Below are 19429 nucleotides of genomic sequence, written 5' to 3'. Positions count from 1 at the left end.
CGGGCGTCAAGGTCGTTCGTACAGTCGCGCGCTCCACCTTGACGCCCGGCACCGCGACCGCTCCACATGCGTGTGGGCCGATGGCAGACGGGATGGGAGTTGGGGCGGCTGGTGCCCGGGGGCCGCAAGTCGAAAACACCATCTCAACCTGGCGTTAATCCGTATAGTGACAGCATCCGTGCCGCTGGGAACTAGCATTGACCGGGAGACAGGCATGCGCACAGAGTCGATAATCTCCGTTCGCCTTGTGGACCACTTGATCTACTATCCCGAGGCGGCCTGGACTCTGGAAGTCGGCGGGCTGGAGATGAGCAGCCAGGAAATTGTCGCCGAGCTGCGCAACATCACGACCCTTCACGGAGACCGGGAATTCCCCGCCGAAAACTCTATTTCAGCGAGAGAGAGCTCGCTCGATTGGGGCGCTTCATCGTCCTTCGGCGAGTACATATTGGAGCTATCGATCAGCGCTGTCGGGGGTGTTGGCGCTGTAGCGTTGGGCAGCGCTCTGCGCACAGCCTTCGAGAAAATCAGATCACGCGGCCATGCGCCTAGCACCCCTCGGAGTCCCGTCGATGCCGACGAAGCCCGCCGTCTACTCTACTCCCACATCACCCTGCATTATGGCCTTACCGAAGCACAGTTGACGGAGACGTCTCACACTCACTCACCTGCGGACGGAGTACACGAGTTCTCTTTCAAAACGGACGAAGGGTTTGAGTACGGAGGAGTAATCGGGTCCCCGAATGAGCCGCTTGAATGCACCCGAGTTTGGAAGAAAACTGGCCCGCTCCAGCTTCGGCCTGAGTATGCCCACATCGAGCCCGCCTCGTAGTGAGCGTCAGGCGCCAGGGTCAACCCGGGCAGCAAGCTGGCCGAGGCGGGATCTTAGCCTAGAGGCCCCCGAGAAGCCGCGCGGCTGCGCGTCTAACTGAGTGACAACGGGGCCGTACAGCGGCGGACGTCCGGGGACGGCAGGGGCGTCTTTACTCAGGTCAGGGCCGACACCAGGGAGGGTCTGGGAAGGCCTGAATTGCTTCGGAACGAAGAGGTGTACAGCAGCGGGTACCGCAACCACGATGACCGGCGTCGTTGCGAGCCAGCCGACAGGTTAGTCGGCGAGCCTTGATTTCCAAGCTTAGAGTCGTCTCCGACGTTTCAGCCACTGTCGTCTTGTGAGCTGAACAAGCCGAGGAACTTAGCGACTTGTGCCCCGACAGCAAAGACGCCAGCAAACGCGACGGCTGCCCATCGCAACGACGACCATGGCGCCTCGCCAAATAGCATGGCCAGTTGTCCAACGAGGAGCGCACAGATACCAGATGAAAGGAGAATGATTGCAACGTAATGCGACTTGCAGTCACGAGCAGCCACTTCGAACGGTCCCAATCGTCAGGTGACCGTCTCGGTGCGCAGGTGCACCAGGAGACGGCCATAGCCAATCTCTGATGCCCTACGCAGTTGCTCGCCTGCGCTCTCCCGACCGTCAAAGCGGCTTAGCTCGTTACCGGTGCCCCGGGAGACTCGGGGAGGCACGTTGAAAAGCTAGCGCCCTTCAGCTATCCGCGCAACCGCCTGCGGCCGGATGCGCGAGGCTTGGGTCGTCTCGCGTGCAACCGAGGCTGGCCAAGGCCCCCCACAAGGCCATGAAGCCCCCGGGATGTCCTTGGGGGCCTCACACGCAGCAAACCACCTGCGCTGGCATGTGCCACCGGTGCGCCTCGCATGCTCCCTTCCAGCGTGAGGCCTACCTCGTTACGTTCCGGTGCGCATGAAGGGCTTCGGGAAGTACTGGGGATGGGCTGTCTTCGCAGTCCTGTTGGCCGGCTGGCTCACGTCGGATCTCGGCCCAGGCCTGCTGTTGACGTTATCCGGGGTGTGCACGATCTACTTCTTCTTTCTCGCTCCGGCCTGGTGTGGGGCGCTTGGGCGAGACGGCGCGTGCAGGAACAACAGCAAGGGCGTCATGATGGGCTGCCACATTCGGCAGCACAAGTGGCAGAAGCTCCAGGGGGTCGTAGTTAAAAAACGCTGGCGTGAACTGCGCCGTGAACTCTTTCCTAACGCCACCACGGCGCTGACAACGATGGGTGGAATGCTTGCACTGCTGTCAGGCGCAGCGGCAGCCCTTCAACCGATCTTCGGTGGCGGCTGGTAGAAGGTAGGCGGCGCCCGCCGTCCGCGGCCTATTCACGGACCGTGAGCCTCCAATCTGGCCGCAGATCGACCCCGACCTGCGCACACGCATGACGCACACGGGCCCCCGGAGCCGTGTGCACCAAACAGGAGCGGCCCCAGCTTGGTCTGGGGCCGCTTTGCTTGTACGAATTGCTGCTAGCTGAAGTGCGGCCGGGGCCCCTCGCGAGCCGGGTAGGTGGAGTGCTGGAGGCGGTGGCCGCGGCTGGTTGCTACGCGGACCGTGTCTCGGAGAGCCCCGGTCAGATCCGTCGCCAGGCAACGGAGTTCCTCCGCGTCCGAGTCCATGTCGGCGAGTACTTCGAGGGCATGGGCCAAAAGCTCGGTTCCCAATCCGAGCTGGATCTCTTCGGTGTCGTCGGCCAGGCGGGACAGGTAGCCGTTGGTGTTGTCAGCGCTCAGGTAGCAGGGCTTGTCGTCGGGACCCGACCACGGGAGGAGGCGCAGTTCATTGCTCGGTGTCATTTCTTCGGGTTCCCCTCCTCAGTCGTGAGGCGGATGGTGAAGAGTGCGTCCGCTCTGTCCCCGGGGAGGACCAGGAGGGCGGCCTCGACCACGCGGCCGGTGACGTCGGTTGCCACGCGGGTGAGTGAGAGGACCGCCAGGGATGTGGCGATTCGGAGGACGGTTGCCTCTTCCTGGGTCGGGAGGCGGGCGCTGAGCCGCTCTTGAACCTCGGCCAGCGGCGGGCGGAGATCCGCCGCACGCGCTGTTGTCTCGTCGCGTACGGGCGAATCAGCCGGCGTCAAGTCGTGAGGGACGTAGATGCGGGCCAGGCTGTGCGGCGACTTCCCTTCGTGGGTGATGTAGACGACCTCGGTCAACCTCAGGGGGCTGCGGGGCGGCACGTCCAGCAGGGCCGCCAGGTGGCCGTACGCCTCAAGGTTCGTGGTGCGGGCGTTCGTGTGTAGGGGAGCAGAAGGGGTGGCCCATGTGAGCGCCTCGCCGCAACCGCCGGTGTAGGTGATCTTGCGGAGAGGACGGCGGACGAAGTTGCCGCTGCCGTGGATCTTCTCAACCAAGCCTTCGCCCTGGAGGAGCGCCAGGGCGCTTCGCAGGGTTGGTGTGCTGACCGCGTAGCGGGTGGCGAGTTCGGCCTCGGAAGGGAGGCGTTCGCCAGCCTTGAAGTTGCCTGTTGAGATCTGGTGCCGGAGATCATCGGCGATGGTGTCACGGCGGGAAGGCATGGCGCGGATCACCACTTCCTCGTCATCCGGAGGGCGATGAAACGGCTTTGGGCGTGCATCGTCAGCGCCTCGCCCGTCTCGAAGAACAGCCGCTTCGCGCCCGCGGGGAGCTGCACGAGGTCGGCTACGCGGCACGGCTGGCCGCCGATCTGGATGACGTCGCCGCGCTGCACGTTCACCGAAGTGATCTCGATGTTGGCGGCGAGGGCACCGCTAGAGGCCGGTCCCCTCACTGGTTCACCTGCTGCGATTCCGGCGCGTCGTCCGTGGCGTGGCAAGAGCAGCCGCAGGCTTCGTAGATCACGGGGACACCTGCCGGCGCCCTGGAGGGGGACGGCGGGGTGCACTCTCGGTGTGCGCCAATCGCGCACGAGCTCGACCGGTAGGTGTTCTTCGCGTGCGTGGCGTAGGAGAGTGCGGGGAGTGGCAGCCCACTGGTGTGGGCGGTGCTGGGGGTCATACGGTTGTGCATGCTGATCAGCTCCTATCGCTGATGGCCGGGTCCCCGGACGTCGCCCGTCGCGGGGACCGCTTCGTTTACTGCGGCCCAGAGGATGCGGCCGGCCAAGCTGCTGGCGAGGAGCCCGAATCGGTCGGCCTCCGCCACGACTTCCAAGACCTCCCGCCACGACTCGGCGGGCAGCGCTTCCGGAACCTCCGCTTCGATCGACGTGTAGGTGGCGTGCGACTCCACACGCGTGGTCAGCCCGAGGGCCGACAACCGGGCGGCGAGGTCCTCGGCCCTTGCTTCCGAAGCGGGCACAGGAGGGCCTCCGTCACCGATCGATCACTTTGGGTGAAGCTAGTTAACTAGATTAAAGCTAGTGGACTAGATTTTCTACATGCCTGAGCAGCCGCCTTATCTCCGGATCGCCGACATCCTGCGGCAGCGGATCGCGGAGCACGTGTGGACGGCCGGCGATCGACTCCCCTCTCGCGCCCAGATCGCCGAAGAGTGCGGCGTGGGCGAGAACGTGGTCCGTCGGGCGCAGGAGCTACTGATCTCCCAAGGAGTGCTGGAGGGGCGCGCAGGTTCGGGCACCTACGTCGCCGAGCCCCGTCGGCGTGTACGGGTCGTTCGGTCCTCGGCCCGCGAGCAGCCCGGCGGTTCCCCGTTCCGGGCGGACATGCTGGCATTGGGCAAGCAGGGCACCTGGGAGAGCCGTACCGAAGCGAAAGTGCCGGCCCCGGCCGAGATCGCGTCGCGGCTCGGTATCGCAGAGGGCGATCTATGCGTGCGTACCCTCTACGAGTTCCTCGCTGATGGTCGGCCGGTGCAGTTGTCGACGAGCTGGGAGCCGTACGAGCTGACCGCTGGCACCCTCGTCGTCCTGCCGGAAGGTGGGCCACATGCCGGCATCGGTGTCGTGAACCGGATGGCCGTGATCGGGATCACCGTCAGCCATGCCGTAGAGCAGCCGGAGCCGCGGCAGGCGACAGCCGAGGAGGCGTCGCTGCTCGGCATCCAGAAGGCCTCGCTGGTCACGCATATCCGGCGGACGTACTACAGCGACCAGGGGCAGCCCGTGGAGACGGCGGACATCATCATCCCCGCCTCGCTGTGCGAGATCGTCTACGAGATCCCCGTCAGTCGATAGCGCGCCCAGCGCCACCCAGACCACCTGGCCGACGCGAGAAGGGGGCAACGTGCCGATCTGCCCGGAGTGCAGCCAGGCCATGAAGTTCGGCGGATTCGTGCTCTGCCGGCGGGAGGAAGACGACGAGCGGGTCTGCCGGTCGTTGTGGAAGTGCCCCGCTCGGCATGTCTGGTGGCATTGGGCCGACCGGCCGGACGAGGCGTTGGAGGCGTGCCCGATGCCGGAGGCGTTCCTCTGACATCCGAGTCGGCCCGCGTGCCCTTCATGTGCCCGATCAGACGGGAAGCGGCGGGGACGAGCGGGGAACTGTGGGGTGGGCTCGGCCGGGGCGCAGGTCAGGGCCGCGCCAGGTCAGGCCTCTTGCGGGTACGCGGTCTTCCAAACTAGCTACGCGGGTTCGATTCCCGTCACCCGCTCTCACCTGGTCAGGGCCGGTCGGAGGACGTTTCCTCCGACCGGCCCTGATGCGTTTCCCGGGGGCGCGGCGCTGGGTCAGAGCTTGATGCCGGCGATCGTGTCCGCGAGGGAGTTCAGGAAGCGGTTGACGTCCGGGGCGATCGAACTGGACGCGAGGAAGAAGCCGAAGAGGACCGCGACGATCGCGGGGCCGGCCTTCAGGTGGTTGCCGCGGATCAGCACCACCATGATGATCGCCAACAGAACCACCACCGACAGCGAAATGGCCACTACTGATCACACCTTCGATCGTCCCCGGTCCGGCCGGGGGCGCACGGTCGGCGCACGCCCCCCTACGGTCCATCCTCCCACCAACCGGCCCCGGCTATCCGCCCCCTGACGAATCGGCGCCTGCCGGGGCGGCCGCGGGCGGGGTCAGGGCGCGGTCAGGCCGAGCAGGGAGCGGACGCGGGCGTACTTCGCGGTCAGCCGCTCCCGGGTGGGCGCGTCCAGTACGGACAGCCGCGCCGGGTCCGCGTTGTGCGCGAGGTCGGCCTCCTTCACCAGGAGGGCGCCGGGGGTGGCGAGGATGCGGGCCGCGTACCCCTCCAGCGGCTCGCCGGGGCGCTTGGTGACGGCCAGGACCATGTCCTTCACCGCCTGCGGGAGGGCGGCGGCATCGAGCCACTCCCGGCTGAGCGCGTCGTCCTCGACGGCGTCGTGCAGCCAGGCGGCGGCCTGCTGCTCGGGGCTGCCGCCGCGGATGCGGACGCCTTCCGCCACGGCCCCCAGGTGTTCCGCGTACGGGCGGCCCGCCTTGTCGGTCTGCCCCTCGTGCGCGGCGCGCGCCAGGGCTTCGACCTCTGCCAGGGTGAGCGGCTGCTGCTGCGTCGTCATGCGGTCCCCTTCACTGCCGTCTGCGCTGCCGCGCCGCGGAGGGCTTCGGCGGCCCGGTGCACGTCCGCCTGGGTGGTGCGCCAGTTGGAGAACGCGGCGCGCAGGGCGGGGGTTCCCGCGTGGACGGTCGGGGTCGTGAACACCTCGCCCGCGGCGGCCTCGCGCAGGGCGGTCAGGCGGGCGGTGAGCCGGTCCGGGTCGCCCTCGCCGGCGAGGGTGAAGAGGACGACGTTGAGCCGGACGGGGGCGAGCAGCCGGAAGGCGGGGTCGCGCTCCAGCTCGGCGCCGAGGGCCCGGGCGCAGGCGACGTCGCGTTCGACGATCTCGCGGTGGCCGGCGCGGCCGTACGCGCGCAGCGTGAACCAGGCGGCGAGGGCGCGCAGCCGGTGGGAGTTCTCCGGGGTGAGGTGGACGAGGTCGGGGTCGGCGCCGAGGGGGCCGAGGTAGGCGGCGGCGTTCCGGAAGACGCGGGTCTGGAGGTCGGGCCGGCGGGTGAACTGGACGGCGCTGTCGTAGGGGACGTTCAGCCATTTGTGCAGGTCGACGCAGACGGAGTCGGAGGCGTCGAGGCCGTCGACGAGGTGGGCGTGGTGCGGGGACAGGGCGGCGAACGCGCCGAACGCGGCGTCGGTGTGCAGCCAGAAGTCGTGGCGTTCCCTCAGTGCGGCGACGGCGCGGAGGTCGTCGAAGTCGACGGTGTTGACGGTGCCGGCGTTGGCGACGACGACGGCCGGGCCGGGGGTGTCGGCGAGGGCGCGGTCGAGGGCGGCGGGGTCGACGGCCTCCCGGCCGGGGAGGGTGGGGACGGGGACGAGAGCGCTGCGGCCGAGGCCGAGGAGGGAGAGGGCCTTGGCGATGGAGGAGTGCGCGGCGCCGGAGAGGACGCGTACGGGTCCGAGGGCGGCGGCGCCGTCCTCGGCGGGTGACACTCCGAGGCGTTCGCCGAGCCATTCGCGGGCGATGGCGAGGCCGGTGGTGTTGGACATGGTGGCGCCGCTGACGAAGGTCCCGGAATGGGCGGGGCCGAGGCCGAACAGGTCGCGGAGCCAGCCGGTGGTCTCGCGCTCCAGGTCCTGGCCGCCCCCGTCGAGGGCCGAGTTGGAGTTCTGGTCGTGGACGGCGGTCAGCCAGTCGCCGGCGAGGGCGGCGGGGGTGGCGCCGCCGGTGACGAAGCCGAGGTAGCGGGGGCCGGCCGAGGCCGACAGGCGCGGCTCCCACCGCCGGTGGAAGGCGGTGAGGGCGGCTTCGGTCCCGGCGCCGTGTTCGGGGAGCGGCTCGGGCCGCGGGGGCTGCGCCGGGGGCGGCGGTACGACGGGCCGCGCGTCGAGCCCGTCGAGCGCGTCGGCGGCGGCGCGGCGTACGGCTTCGAGCAGCTCGGGCAGCCGCCCGAGGTCGGCGGCGAGGGTGTGGTCCATGGACGGCACCGTAGGGCCCGGCGGCGGCCGGCGGGCGGTCCAATCGGCGCCGGGTGGCCGGTCCGCGCCGCCGCCCCGGCCGGGATGCCGAGGGCGACGGCGGCCCGTGAGCGGGAGCAGGCAGCCGTCGGGCCGGCGCACCGCCTCGTGCACGGCGAGCGAGGTCGCCGCCGGCAGGACGGAGCAGTGGACGGTGCCGCGCCGGCCGCCGGAGGGACGCGGCGGCGGCCGCCGAGGCGGAGAGCGCCTGGGCCGCCGGCCGGCCGTGCGCTTCAGCGGCCGGCCCCTCCCGGGGGGCGCGGGGCGCCGGCCGGGCACAACGGCGCTGCGGAGGGCGGCGGTTGGGGCGGCCCGGTCCGGCTGTGCCGGGGCGCCGCTCCCCCTCCCCCGCACCTCCCGTGCCCGGCGGCGCGCCGGCGGTGCGGATCCCCGCGTACGGGGTCAGGGCGAGCGGCGGATGAGGAGGAGGGCGCGGTCGTCGTTGACGTCCTTGGCGACCTTCTCGATGAGGTGCCAGGCGGCGCCCTGCCAGCCCGCGGCGACGTAGCGGTCGGCTTCGCCGGTGAGGCGGTCGATGCCCTCGGCGATGTCGCGGTCGGCGGTCTCGACGAGGCCGTCGGTGAAGAGCATCAGGACGTCGCCGGGGCGCAGTCGGCCGCGGGCGGGTTCGAACTCGGCGCCGTCGTACACGCCGAGGAGCGGTCCTTCGCCCGCCTTCTCCTGCCAGCGGCCGGTTCCGGCGCAGAGCTGGAGGGCGGGCAGGTGCCCGGCGGACAGGAGTTCGTAGTCGCCGGTTTCGAGGTCGAGGACGAGGTGGACGGAGGTGGCGAAGCCCTCGTCCCAGTCCTGGCGCAGCAGGTAGCCGTTGGCGGCGGGCAGGAAGCCGTCCGGCGGGAGGGCTCCGAGCAGGCCGCCGAAGGCGCCGGAGAGCAGCAGGGCGCGGGAGCCGGCTTCCATGCCCTTGCCGGAGACGTCGGTGAGGACGATTTCGAGGGTGCGGCCGCCGTTGGTGCGGGCGGCGACGACGAAGTCGCCGGAGAAGGACTGCCCGCCGGCCGGGCGGAGGGCCATCTCCTGGTGCCAGCCGCGGGGCAGGGCGGGCAGCTTGCTCTGTACGCGGATGCGTTCGCGGAGGTCGAAGAGCATGGTGCCGCCGCGTCTCCAGGGCACGCCGACGCGGCTGCGGAACTGGGCGATGACGAGGCCGAAGAATCCGCAGGCGGCCACGACGAGGACGGTGCCGGGGGTGACCCGGGCGGGGCCCTGGGTGTAGGGGCCGAGGACGAGGGATTCGACGATGAGGGCGGCCGCGGAGGCGGCGTACAGGGCGAGGAGGCTCGCGGGGCGCAGCAGCAGGCCGCCCGCGACGATGGGCAGGACGAGCGCGGCGGGCGAGAACCACACGGGGAATACGAGGGTGCCGCAGGCGATGGCGGGGATGGTGGCGAACAGTCCGGCGAAGGCGAGCCAGTCGGAGGCGTCGCCGCGGAAGTAGTCGACGGCGGATTTGCGCAGGGCTGTGCGGGCCCGGTGCCACGCCCTGCGCGTCCGGGCCCTGAGCGTCTCCACACGTGCTCCGGCCATGTCCCTCGGGACCCTATCCATCCCGGCTGCGTGCGCGCAGGGGGACCCCCGGACCGGTCCGCTCCGCTGCGCCGCGTCGGCGGGTGGGCGCGGAGGGCGCCGACGGCCGCTGCCCGGGCGGGAGTCGGGGCGGTTCTCGGCGGCGGCCCGGGCGGGCCAGCGGGCCGGCCGAAAAGCCTTAGCCCGTGATGGATGCCACTGGTAAGGATGAGCACATGACTCTTGAGATGCGCATTTTGCGGTCGGATGAGTGGGATGTCTGGTACGACCATCTCGACGTGGCCTTCGGCGGGGTGGCGGAATCCCGGCAGGAGCGGGAGCTGTACCGGGCCCTGACGGAGGTCGAGCGGTCGCTGGGCGTCTGGGACGGGCAGGTGTGCGCGGGTTCGGCGGGCGCGTTCACCTTCCGGCTGTCGGTGCCGGGCGGGGGGCTGGTGCCGGCGGCGGGGGTCACGATGGTGGGCGTCGCGCCGACGCACCGCCGCCGCGGCATCCTCACCTCGCTGATGCGCCGGCAGCTCGACGACGTCCGCGCGGGCGGCGAGCCGGTCGCGGTGCTGACGGCCTCGGAGCCGGCGATCTACGGGCGTTTCGGCTACGGCGCCGCCGCGTACGAGCTGGGTGTGGCCGTCGACACGTCCAGGGTGGCCCTGTCGGTGCCGCCGGGGACGGACGCGGTGCGGCTGCGCCTGGCCGACCCGGAGAAGGCGCTCGACGACTGCGAGCGGGTGTACGCGCAGCTCGTCGCGCGGCGGCCCGGCATGCTGGCGCGGCAGCCGGGGTGGGAGCGGCAGGCGCTGCTGGACCCGCCGGGCTCCCGGGGCGGGGCGTCCCCTCTGATGTGCGTGGTGGCGGAGCGCGAGGACGGCTCGGTCGCGGGGTACGCCCGCTACCGGGTCAAGCCGGAGTGGGAAGCGGCCGGGCCGTGCGGCGAGGTCGAGGTGCGGGACCTGGACGCGCTGGACCCGGCGGCGGCGGCCGCGCTGTGGCGCTACCTGTGCGGGATCGACCTGACGTCGGTGGTGCGGGCCCGCAGGCGGCCGGTGGACGATCCGCTGCTGCACCTGGTCAGCGACCCGCGGCGGGCCCTTCCGGCGCTGCGGGACTCCCTGTACGTGCGGCTGGTGGACCTGCCGCGGGCGCTGGAGGCCAGGGCGTACGGGGCGCCGCTGGACGTGGTGCTGGAGGTGGCGGACGCGTTCTGCCCGTGGAACGCGGGCCGGTGGCGGCTGACCGCCGACGGGCGGGGGCCGGTCCGCTGCGAGCGTACGGAGGACCCGGCAGACCTGGAGCTGTCGGTACGGGAGCTGGCGTCGGCGTATCTCGGCGGGGTGACGCTGACCTCGCTGGCGGGGGCGGGGCGGGTGCGGGCGCTGCGTCCGGGGGCGCTGGCGGCGGCTTCGCGGGCGTTCGCCGGCGACATGGCGCCCTGGCTGCCGCACGGCTTCTGAGCGGACGCGGCCCCGCGCCCGTTCGGGCCGTCCGCCGTCAGCGGGTCTGGCAGCCCGGGCACCAGAAGAGGTTGCGGGCGGCGAGGCCGGCGGTGCGGACGGCGCTCCCGCAGACGTGGCAGGGCATGTTGGCCCTCCGGTAGACGTACACCTCGCCGCCGTGGTCGTCGACGCGCGGCGGGCGGCCCATGGCCTCGGGGGTGTGCTCGTCGCGGACGGTGTCTATCCGGTTGTTGCGGACGCCCTCGCGCATGAGCGCCGCCAGGTCGGCCCACATGGCGTCCCATTCGGCGCGGCGGATGTCCCGGCCGAGCCGGTACGGGTCCACGCCGTGCCGGAACAGCACCTCGGCGCGGTAGACGTTGCCGACGCCGGCGACGACCTTCTGGTCCATCAGGAGGGCCGCGATGGTGGTGCGGGAGCGCGAGATCCGCTGCCACGCGCGGTCGGGGTCGTCGTCGGGGCGCAGCGGGTCGGGGCCGAGCCGGTCGTGCACCGCCCGCTTCTCTGCGTCGCCGATGAGGGCGCAGGCCGTCGGGCCGCGCAGGTCGGCCCAGTGCTCGTCGTTCGCGAGCCGGAGCCGGACGGTGCCGGCGGCGGGCGGTGCGGGGGCGGGGCCGAAGCCGAGCTTGCCGAAGAGGCCGAGGTGGATGTGGATCCAGGCGTCGCCAAGTTCGAGGAAGAGGTGCTTGCCGTGTGCCTCGGCGCTCTCCAGCCGGCGGCCGTCGAGCAGGGCGGCGCTCTCGGCGAACCGGCCCTGCGGGCTGCTCACCCGGACGGGGCGTCCGGCGAACCGCTCGGTGTGGTCCTGGGCGAGGCGGTGGATCGTATGCCCCTCGGGCACTGCTGCTCTCCTCGGGTCTGCCCCGCCGTGTCCGCCGCAGGGGCCGCGGGAACGGCGGCGCCGCCGGACCCCGCGGATCCGGCGGCACGGCGGCTGCTACTGGTCCTGCGGGTGGTGGGCCGGGATGGGCGGGAGTTCGCCGGTGCGCTCGTACGCGGAGAGCATGTCGATGCGGCGGGTGTGGCGCTCCTCGCCGGAGTACGGGGTCGCCAGGAAGGCCTCGATGAAGGCGGTGGCCTCGTCCTGGGTGTGCATGCGGCCGCCGACGGAGATCACGTTGGCGTTGTTGTGCTCGCGGCCCAGCTTCGCGGTCTCCACGCTCCAGGCGAGGATGGCGCGGACGCCCTTGACCTTGTTGGCGGCGATCTGCTCGCCGTTGCCGGAGCCGCCGATCACGATGCCGAGGCTGCCCTCGTCGGCGGCGGTCTTCTCCGCGGCGCGCAGGCAGAACGGCGGGTAGTCGTCCACCGCGTCGTAGATGTGGGGCCCGCAGTCGACGGGCTCGTGGCCGTTGTCCTTGAGCCAGTCCACCAGGTGGTTCTTCAGCTCAAAGCCGGCATGGTCGGATCCGAGGTACACGCGCATGGGACGAGTGTGTCACGAGCGGTCCGCGAGACCCGTACCGGGGTGTCGCGTAAGTCACTTCTAAAGCTCAAGTAAACCCAAAGAACGCAGATGAGACACGGTGGGACCAAAGTCCCGGACCTTCGCCCCCCGGCAACGAACCGGATGCGGGCCTTCCGGCCGACGCCTTCTCGGGTTTGAATGCCAGAACTCGCAACCCGAGAACCTAAGGATTCGTCCATGAGCACCACGACGACCCTTCGGAAGGCAGGCGACCCCTCCGGCAACCCCGGCGGCGCCGCGCCCAACGACGGTCTCAAGGCCGGTCTCAAGAACCGCCACCTGTCCATGATCGCCATCGGCGGCGTGATCGGCGCAGGACTCTTCGTCGGCTCCGCCGGCGGCATAGCCAAGGCCGGCCCCGCCATCCTGATCTCCTACGCGCTGGTCGGCGCGATGGTCGTCTTCGTGATGCGGATGCTGGGCGAGATGGCCGCGGCCAGCCCGAACTCGGGCTCCTTCTCCGCGTACGCCGACCGCGCGCTCGGCCGCTGGGCCGGCTTCTCCATCGGCTGGCTGTACTGGTTCTTCTGGGTCGTCGTCCTCGCCGTCGAGGCCACCGCCGGCGCCGTCATCCTCGAAGGCTGGATCCCCGCCGTCCCGCAGTGGGCCTGGTCCCTGATCGTGATGGCCGTCCTGACCGCCACCAACCTCGGCTCCGTCGCCTCGTACGGCGAGTTCGAGTTCTGGTTCGCCGGCATCAAGGTCGTCGCGATCGGCGCCTTCGTCGTCATCGGCATGCTCGCCGTCTTCGGCCTGCTGCCCGGCTCGGACAACCCGGGCGCGGGCTTCGCCCACCTCACGGACACCGGCGGCTTCATCCCGAACGGCTGGGGCTCGATCCTGACCGGTGTGCTCATGGTCGTCTTCTCCTTCATGGGCAGCGAGATCGTCACGCTGGCCGCCGGCGAGTCCGAGGACCCGCGCCGTGCCGTCACCAAGGCCACCAACTCGGTCATCTGGCGCATCGCCGTCTTCTACCTCGGCTCGATCTTCGTCGTCCTCACGCTGCTGCCGTGGAACGACGAGTCGATCGTGGAGAAGGGCTCCTACGTGGCCGCCCTGGACTCCATCGGCATCCCGGCCGCCGGCCAGATCATGAACTTCATCGTGCTGACGGCCGTGCTGTCCTGCCTGAACTCGGGCCTGTACACCGCCTCCCGCATGGCGTTCTCCCTCGGCGAGCGCGGCGACGCCCCGAAGTCCTTCGCCAAGGTCAACGCGAAGGGCGTGCCCACCGCCGCCATCCTGGGCTCCACGGTCTTCGGCTTCGTCGCCGTCGTCTTCAACTACACCAACCCGGACACCGTCTTCAGCTTCCTGCTGAACTCCTCCGGCGCGATCGCGCTGTTCGTGTGGCTGGTCATCTGCCTGACCCAGCTGCGCATGCGCAAGATCCTGTTGGCCGAGGCCCCGGACAAGCTGACGGTGAGGATGTGGCTCTTCCCGTATCTGACGTACGCCACCGCCGCGATGATCGTCTTCGTCCTGGGCTACATGTTCTTCGACGACGCCAACCGCGAGGTCGTGACGCTGTCGGTGCTCGTCGCCGCGGCCGTCATCGCGGTGGGCGTGGTGCGCGACGTCCGCCGCCGCAAGGCCGCCGTCCAGGGCTGACGCCCCGCCCGCCGGGACCGCAGACGGCAGCAGCCCCGGACCGCGCACCGCGCGGATCCGGGGCTGCCCCGTTCTCGGGCCGCGGCCGGCGTCAGGAGCGGCCGGCCAGCTTCCAGGCGGCGGGCAGCAGGCCCATCGCCAGCGCCGCCTTCAGCGCGTCGCCGATCAGGAACGGGGTCAGGCCCGCCGCGACGGCCGCGCCGAAGGACATGCCGGTCGACAGCGCCAGGTACGGCACGCCCACCGCGTAGATCAGGGCCGAGCCGAGCACCATCGCACCGGCCGTGCGCAGCACGGAGCGGTCGGCGCCGCGGCGGGCCAGGGCGCCGACGACGGTGGCGGCGAGCAGCATGCCGAGGACGTAGCCGAAGGAGGCCCCGAACGCGCCGGAGGTGCCGTTCGCGAACCACGGCACGCCGGCGGCACCGGCCAGCGCGTACACGGCGAGGGAGAGGAAGCCGAGGCGGGCGCCGAGGGCGGTGCCGACGAGCAGCGCGGCGAAGGTCTGGCCGGTGACCGGGACCGGGGAGCCGGGGACGGGCACCGCGATCTGCGCGGCCAGCCCGGTCAGGGCGGCCCCGCCGACGACGAGCGCGATGTCGCGGACGCGGCTCGCGGGCAGCAGGTCGGCGAGGACGGTGCCGGGGCGGACGGAAACGGATGCAGTGCTCATCGGGAGGCTCCGCGGTGCTGGGGGGTGACGGGACGATCACCGACGCTAGTGCGCTCCCCCGCGGACCCCCACCGCTGCCCGGGACAAAGCCCCACTCCCCCGATTGGTCGGGATCACACAAACTCCCCGGTTCACACCCGGGGCACCGTGATGCTCATCACGGGTCAGTTCACTCCACACATCCGTTTTGCGCGGATGGGCGCCGAGCGGCGAGACTGTCGGGTCCCGCCAATCACCCGTGCGGGGCCCAACCGCCGCTGCCGAGCCGAGAGTACGAGCCTCCCCTCATGCGCGACCGTCTGCCCGATACTCCTCCACGCGCGGGCGAGCTGCCCGCGGAACCCCTGAGCCACAGTCTCAAGCAGCGCCACCTGACCATGCTGGGCCTCGGCGGGGTGATCGGGGCGGGCCTGTTCGTCGGCTCCGGCGCCGGCATCGCCGTCGCCGGCCCGGCGATCATCTGCTCGTACCTGCTCGCGGGCGCGCTGGCCATGCTGGTGATGCGCGCGCTCGGCGAGATGTCGGCGGCGCTGCCCGCCTCCGGTTCGTTCTCCGTGTACGCGGAGCGGGCGCTGGGCCGCTGGGCGGGCTTCTCGGCCGGCTGGCTGTACTGGTTCCTGCTGGTCGTGGTGCTGGCCGTGGAGGCGACCGGCGCCGCGAAGATCGCCAACGGCTGGGTGCCGGCGGTGGACCAGTGGGTGTGGGTGCTCGTCTTCATGGTGGTCTTCACCGTGAGCAACCTCGCCGCGGTGAAGAACTTCGGCGAGTTCGAGTTCTGGTTCGCGGCCCTGAAGGTCGGGGCGATCGTCCTGTTCCTGATCCTGGGCACGCTGGCGGTCTTCGGGCTGCTGCCGGACACGGACCCGGTCGGCCTGGCCAACCTGACGGGCCAGGGCGGCTTCTTCCCGCAGGGGTTCGGCGGCGTGGTCGCCGGCATGCTGGCCGTCATCTTCGCGTTCGGCGGCCTGGAGGTCGTCACCATCGCGGCCGCCGAGTCCGACGACCCGGCCCGCTCGGTCGCCCGCGCGGTGCGCAGCGCGGTCTGGCGCATCCTCTTCTTCTACGTCGGCTCGATGCTGGTCGTGGTGACGCTGCTGCCGTGGGACTCGCTGAAGCCGGGCGAGAGCCCGTACGTGGCGGTGCTGGACTCGATCGGCATCCCGGCCGCGGGCCAGATCATGAACATCGTGGTCTTCGTGGCGCTGCTGTCGGCCCTGAACGCCAACCTGTACGGGTCCTCCCGCATGGTGTTCTCGCTGGCCGAGCGCGGTGAGGCGCCGGCGGCGCTGCTGAAGGTGTCGCCGGGCGGGGTGCCGCGCCGGGCCGTGTTCGCCTCGGTGGCCTTCGGTTTCGCCTCGGTGGTGCTGAATTTGCTGTGGCCGGACACGGTGTTCCTGTACATGCTGAACGCGGTCGGCGCGGTGCTGCTGTTCGTGTGGGCGCTGATCGCGGTGTCGCAGCTGCGGCTGCGCCGTGAGCTGGAGCGGGACATGCCGGAGCGGCTGACGCTGCGGATGTGGTGCTTCCCGTACCTGACGTGGGCGGCGCTGCTCGGGATGGCGGCCGTGCTGGTGCTGATGCTGTTCGACGACGGGGCCCGCTCGCAGCTGCTGTGGTCCTCCGGTGCGGCCGCCGCGGTGCTGGTCGTGGCGTGGGTGCGCGAGCTGCGCGCGCGGCGCGCAGGGGACGCGGCCGGCTGACGGCGCGAGCGCGCCGGCCGCGGCGAGCCGCGCACGGGACCCAGCGGGCCCGGGACTTCGCGTCCCGGGCCCGCTGCCGTCGGCGGTACGGGGGCGGGCCGCGCGACCGGATGATCACAACCGGTGAGCCGCCCGTCCGGATGACGGACGAAATCCGTCCGACTATCGGACGCTCGGCAGACTGGCCGGCATGAGCCAGAGCACCACCGCACCTCCCGCACCGCCCTCCGCCGGGCCGCACCCGCCGGCAAACACCCCCCTCGGCAACGGCCTCCGGCAGCGCCACCTGTCGATGATCGCGCTCGGCGGCGTCATCGGCGCCGGCCTGTTCGTCGGCTCCGGGGCCGGCGTCGCGGCGGCCGGCCCGGCGATCGTGGTGGCGTACGCCCTGTCCGGGTTCCTCGTCATGCTCGTGATGCGGATGCTCGGCGAGATGTCCGCGGCGAACCCCGCCTCCGGCTCCTTCTCGGTGCACGCGGAACGGGCGATCGGCCCCTGGGCCGGGTTCACCGCCGGCTGGATGTTCTGGACGCTGCTGTGCGTGGGCGTGGCCATCGAGGCCATCGGCGCGGCGCACATCATGACGGGCTGGTTCCCGGGCACCCCGTCCTGGGCGTGGGTGCTGGCCTTCATGGCCCTGTTCTGCGGCGCCAACCTGGCGGCCGTCTCCAGCTTCGGCGAGTTCGAGTTCTGGTTCGCCGCCCTCAAGATCGGCGCGATCGCCCTGTTCCTGGGCCTGGGCGTGCTCGCGGTCCTCGGCTTGCTGCCGGGCACCTCCTCCCCCGGCACCGCGAACCTGCTGCCCGAGGGCGGGTTCCTGCCGGGCGGCGTCGACGGCCTGCTCGTCGGCGTGCTGGCCTCGGTCGTCGCCTACGGCGGCCTGGAGACGGTCACCATCGCGGCCGCCGAGTCCGACGACCCGGTGCGCGGCGTGGCGAAGGCGGTGCGCACCACCATGTGGCGGATCGCGGTCGTCTACGTCGGCTCGATGCTGGTGGTGGTCACGCTGCTGCCGTGGAACGACCCGAAGGTGACCGAGCAGGGCCCGTACGCCGCCACCCTCGACCACCTGGGCATCCCCGCCGCCGGCCAGGTCATGAACGCGGTCGTCCTCGTGGCCCTGCTGTCCGCGATGAACGCGAACATCTACGGCTCCTCCCGGATGGCCCACTCCCTCGTGACCCGCGGCCAGGGGCCCCGCGTGCTCGGCAAGGTCAGCGGACGGGTGCCGCGGCGCGCGGTGCTCGCCTCCTGCGGCTTCGGCTTCACCACGGTGCTGCTGTCGTACTGGTACCCGGACACCCTGTTCGCCTGGCTGCTGAACATGGTCGGCGGGGTCATCCTCGTCGTCTGGGGCTTCACGGCCGTCTCGCAGCTGGTGCTGCGCCGCCGGCTGGAGCGCGAGGACCCGGGGCGGCTCGCCGTGCGCATGTGGTGCTTCCCGTATCTGACGTGGGCGGCGCTCGCGGGCGTGGCCGGGGTGCTGGCGCTGATGGCCTGGAACCCCGACACGCGGGTGCAGGTCGCCTTCACCGGCGGGCTGGCGGTCTTCCTCGCCGCCACCGGCTTCCTGATGCAGCGCCGGCGCGGCCACCGCGGCTGACGCCCCGTCGACCCCCTCCGCAGGCGGGCCCCGTGCACGTGCACCGGGCCCGCCTGCGCTTTCGCGTGAGGCGACCCTTACGTGTGGGCCGGAATAGATGCTGCTAGCGTGCAGTTGCGCATTGATTGCAATAGCAGTTGGCACGCTGAGGGGACCGGATCACACGCATGGCCATCTACACGCTTCCCGAGCTTCCGTACGAGTACTCGGCTCTCGAGCCGGTGATCAACCCGCAGATCATCGAGCTGCACCACGACAAGCACCACGCGGCGTACGTCAAGGGCGCCAACGACACGCTGGAGCAGCTGGAGGAGGCGCGCGACAAGGAGAACTGGGGCGCGCTCAACGGCCTGGAGAAGAACCTCGCGTTCCACCTCTCCGGCCACATCCTCCACAGCATCTACTGGCACAACATGGCCAGCCCGAAGACCGGCGAGGGCGGCGGCGAGCCGACCGCGGCCGACGGCCTGGGCGAGCTGGCGGACGCCATCACCGAGTCCTTCGGCTCCTTCGCCCGATTCAAGAAGCAGCTGACCTTCGCGTCCTCCGCCACGCAGGGCTCCGGCTGGGGCGTCCTCGCGTACGAGCCCGTCAGCGGCCGCCTGATCGTCGAGCAGGTCTACGACCACCAGGGCAACGTCGGCCAGGGATCCGTGCCGATCCTGGTCTTCGACGCCTGGGAGCACGCCTTCTACCTCCAGTACAAGAACCAGAAGGTGGACTTCATCGAGGCGATGTGGAACGTCGTCAACTGGCAGGACGTCGCCAGGCGCTACGCCGACGCCAAGGCCAACACCCCGCTGCTGATCCCCGCCAAGGGCTGATCGCGGCCCCCGGGCCGCCCGCCTCGTGATCGTCTTCTCAACCTTCGCGACCGGGCGTTTCCAGCAGCAGACCCCCGTGAGGACGTGACTCACGGGGGTCTGCTGTGCACGGGCCGGGGCCGCGGCGGCGCCGGCGGCCCCGGGCGGGGCGTCAGTCGAAGCGCGGGCCCTCGGTGCGGGTGCGCTTGATCTCGTAGAAGCCCGGGGTGGAGGCGACGAGCAGGGTGCCGTCCCACAGTCGGGCGGCCGCCTCGCCGCGCGGGGTCGGGGTGACGACCGGGCCGAAGAAGGCGACGTCCGCGCCGTCGGCTCCGGGAACGGAGATCACCGGGGTGCCGACCTCCTGGCCGACCCGCTCGATGCCGTTGTTGTGGGACTCGCGCAGCACCTCGTCGTACTCGTCGGAGTCGGCGAAGCGGATCAGCTCCGCGGGGAGGCCGACCTCGTCCAGGGCGGCGGCGATGACCTCGCGCGTCGCGCCGAGGTCCTGGTTGTGGATCCGGGTGCCGAGCGCGGTGTAGAGCTTGCCGGTGACCTCGTCGCCGTGCTTCTGCTGGGCGGCGATGACGACGCGCACGGGAGCCCAGCCCTTGGGGCCGACGATTTCCCGGTAGCGCTCGGGGAGTTCCTCGAGGCGGTTCTCGTTCAGCACGGCGAGGCTCATCACGTGCCAGCGGACCTCGACGTCGCGGACCTTCTCGACCTCCAGCATCCAGCGGGAGGTCATCCAGGCCCAGGGGCAGAGCGGGTCGAACCAGAAGTCGACCGGGGTCTTCTCGCGCACCTGGGTGTCGGCCATGTCTCTCCTTGGGGCGGATAACGC

The 19429-nt window shown here is 71.1% G+C and carries 19 protein-coding genes; 7 read left to right on the top strand and 12 right to left on the bottom strand.

The genetic code is table 11. The annotated features are described in order from the left end of the window. Nucleotides 1–1768 precede the first annotated feature (1768 nt). The gene (locus tag ACZ462_RS06445; protein WP_467807255.1) at nucleotides 1769–2155 is read left to right on the top strand and encodes a hypothetical protein; all 387 of its coding nucleotides are present in this window, start codon (nucleotides 1769–1771) and stop codon (nucleotides 2153–2155) included. A 176-nt stretch (nucleotides 2156–2331) separates the two neighbouring features. Here the strand turns inward: ACZ462_RS06445 and ACZ462_RS06440 are convergent, their stop codons facing one another. The 4 genes from ACZ462_RS06440 to ACZ462_RS06425 form a co-directional block, all read right to left on the bottom strand. Then, nucleotides 2332–2658, bottom strand: a complete 327-nt coding sequence (locus ACZ462_RS06440; RefSeq protein ID WP_467807243.1) for a hypothetical protein — start codon at nucleotides 2656–2658, stop codon at nucleotides 2332–2334. After that, nucleotides 2655–3380 carry a GntR family transcriptional regulator gene (locus ACZ462_RS06435; protein ID WP_467807254.1) on the bottom strand — a complete coding sequence of 242 codons (726 nt, stop codon included), beginning with the start codon at nucleotides 3378–3380 and terminating at the stop codon, nucleotides 2655–2657. The genes ACZ462_RS06440 and ACZ462_RS06435 overlap by 4 nt, the downstream gene beginning before the upstream one ends. Nucleotides 3381–3388: 8 nt before the next feature. After that, complete coding sequence (locus ACZ462_RS06430) at nucleotides 3389–3613, bottom strand: hypothetical protein (protein ID WP_467807242.1); 225 nt, start codon at nucleotides 3611–3613, stop codon at nucleotides 3389–3391. Nucleotides 3614–3864: 251 nt separating this feature from the next. Continuing rightward, nucleotides 3865–4143, bottom strand: a complete 279-nt coding sequence (locus tag ACZ462_RS06425; RefSeq protein WP_467807240.1) for a hypothetical protein — start codon at nucleotides 4141–4143, stop codon at nucleotides 3865–3867. A 79-nt stretch (nucleotides 4144–4222) separates the two neighbouring features. Between ACZ462_RS06425 and ACZ462_RS06420 the strand changes: the two genes are divergently transcribed. Further along, on the top strand, nucleotides 4223–4978 hold the full coding sequence (locus ACZ462_RS06420) for a GntR family transcriptional regulator (protein ID WP_467807238.1): 756 nt from the start codon (nucleotides 4223–4225) through the stop codon (nucleotides 4976–4978). Between the two features lie 492 nt (nucleotides 4979–5470). On the opposite strand, the gene ACZ462_RS06415 is transcribed toward ACZ462_RS06420, so the two are convergent. The 4 genes from ACZ462_RS06415 to ACZ462_RS06400 form a co-directional block, all read right to left on the bottom strand. Next, on the bottom strand, nucleotides 5471–5665 hold the full coding sequence (locus tag ACZ462_RS06415; RefSeq protein WP_114057574.1) for a hypothetical protein: 195 nt from the start codon (nucleotides 5663–5665) through the stop codon (nucleotides 5471–5473). Between the two features lie 144 nt (nucleotides 5666–5809). Continuing rightward, nucleotides 5810–6271: an HD domain-containing protein gene (locus tag ACZ462_RS06410; RefSeq protein ID WP_467807237.1), complete on the bottom strand. Its 462-nt coding sequence runs from the start codon at nucleotides 6269–6271 to the stop codon at nucleotides 5810–5812. Next, nucleotides 6268–7686 carry a pyridoxal phosphate-dependent decarboxylase family protein gene (locus tag ACZ462_RS06405; RefSeq protein WP_467807235.1) on the bottom strand — a complete coding sequence of 473 codons (1419 nt, stop codon included), beginning with the start codon at nucleotides 7684–7686 and terminating at the stop codon, nucleotides 6268–6270. The genes ACZ462_RS06410 and ACZ462_RS06405 overlap by 4 nt, the downstream gene beginning before the upstream one ends. Nucleotides 7687–8127: 441 nt before the next feature. Beyond that, nucleotides 8128–9270, bottom strand: a complete 1143-nt coding sequence (locus tag ACZ462_RS06400; protein WP_467807234.1) for a SpoIIE family protein phosphatase — start codon at nucleotides 9268–9270, stop codon at nucleotides 8128–8130. Between the two features lie 215 nt (nucleotides 9271–9485). Here ACZ462_RS06400 and ACZ462_RS06395 point away from each other — a divergent pair, with 215 nt between their 5' ends. Then, nucleotides 9486–10721 (top strand): GNAT family N-acetyltransferase, encoded by a 1236-nt coding sequence (locus ACZ462_RS06395; protein ID WP_467807233.1) that lies wholly within the window; start codon nucleotides 9486–9488, stop codon nucleotides 10719–10721. A 37-nt stretch (nucleotides 10722–10758) separates the two neighbouring features. Here the strand turns inward: ACZ462_RS06395 and ACZ462_RS06390 are convergent, their stop codons facing one another. Both ACZ462_RS06390 and ACZ462_RS06385 read right to left on the bottom strand, forming a co-directional pair. After that, on the bottom strand, nucleotides 10759–11565 hold the full coding sequence (locus ACZ462_RS06390; protein ID WP_467807232.1) for an Fpg/Nei family DNA glycosylase: 807 nt from the start codon (nucleotides 11563–11565) through the stop codon (nucleotides 10759–10761). A gap of 96 nt (nucleotides 11566–11661) precedes the next feature. Then, a complete protein-coding gene (locus ACZ462_RS06385) occupies nucleotides 11662–12150 on the bottom strand; it encodes a ribose-5-phosphate isomerase (protein ID WP_467807230.1) in 489 nt (162 codons plus the stop codon). A 219-nt stretch (nucleotides 12151–12369) separates the two neighbouring features. Between ACZ462_RS06385 and ACZ462_RS06380 the strand changes: the two genes are divergently transcribed. Beyond that, entirely contained in the window at nucleotides 12370–13806 is a 1437-nt protein-coding gene (locus ACZ462_RS06380) for an amino acid permease (RefSeq protein WP_467807229.1), read from the top strand. 91 nt (nucleotides 13807–13897) lie between these two features. Here the strand turns inward: ACZ462_RS06380 and ACZ462_RS06375 are convergent, their stop codons facing one another. Next, the gene (locus tag ACZ462_RS06375) at nucleotides 13898–14479 is read right to left on the bottom strand and encodes a biotin transporter BioY (protein ID WP_467807227.1); all 582 of its coding nucleotides are present in this window, start codon (nucleotides 14477–14479) and stop codon (nucleotides 13898–13900) included. A 287-nt stretch (nucleotides 14480–14766) separates the two neighbouring features. Between ACZ462_RS06375 and ACZ462_RS06370 the strand changes: the two genes are divergently transcribed. The 3 genes from ACZ462_RS06370 to ACZ462_RS06360 all read left to right on the top strand — a co-directional run bounded on the left by ACZ462_RS06370 (nucleotide 14767) and on the right by ACZ462_RS06360 (nucleotide 18606). Further along, entirely contained in the window at nucleotides 14767–16179 is a 1413-nt protein-coding gene (locus ACZ462_RS06370; RefSeq protein ID WP_467807226.1) for an amino acid permease, read from the top strand. A gap of 190 nt (nucleotides 16180–16369) precedes the next feature. Continuing rightward, nucleotides 16370–17782 carry an amino acid permease gene (locus ACZ462_RS06365; protein ID WP_467807225.1) on the top strand — a complete coding sequence of 471 codons (1413 nt, stop codon included), beginning with the start codon at nucleotides 16370–16372 and terminating at the stop codon, nucleotides 17780–17782. Between the two features lie 167 nt (nucleotides 17783–17949). Continuing rightward, nucleotides 17950–18606 carry a superoxide dismutase gene (locus ACZ462_RS06360; RefSeq protein ID WP_467807224.1) on the top strand — a complete coding sequence of 219 codons (657 nt, stop codon included), beginning with the start codon at nucleotides 17950–17952 and terminating at the stop codon, nucleotides 18604–18606. A gap of 151 nt (nucleotides 18607–18757) precedes the next feature. Here the strand turns inward: ACZ462_RS06360 and ACZ462_RS06355 are convergent, their stop codons facing one another. Next, nucleotides 18758–19405 carry a DsbA family oxidoreductase gene (locus ACZ462_RS06355; RefSeq protein WP_467807223.1) on the bottom strand — a complete coding sequence of 216 codons (648 nt, stop codon included), beginning with the start codon at nucleotides 19403–19405 and terminating at the stop codon, nucleotides 18758–18760. Between the last annotated feature and the right edge of the window lie 24 nt (nucleotides 19406–19429).

This window comes from Streptomyces sp. NPDC031121, from assembly GCF_055570615.1.
Note: the sequence above shows the minus strand (reverse complement) of the source record. Positions and strands in the feature narration are given on the sequence as shown.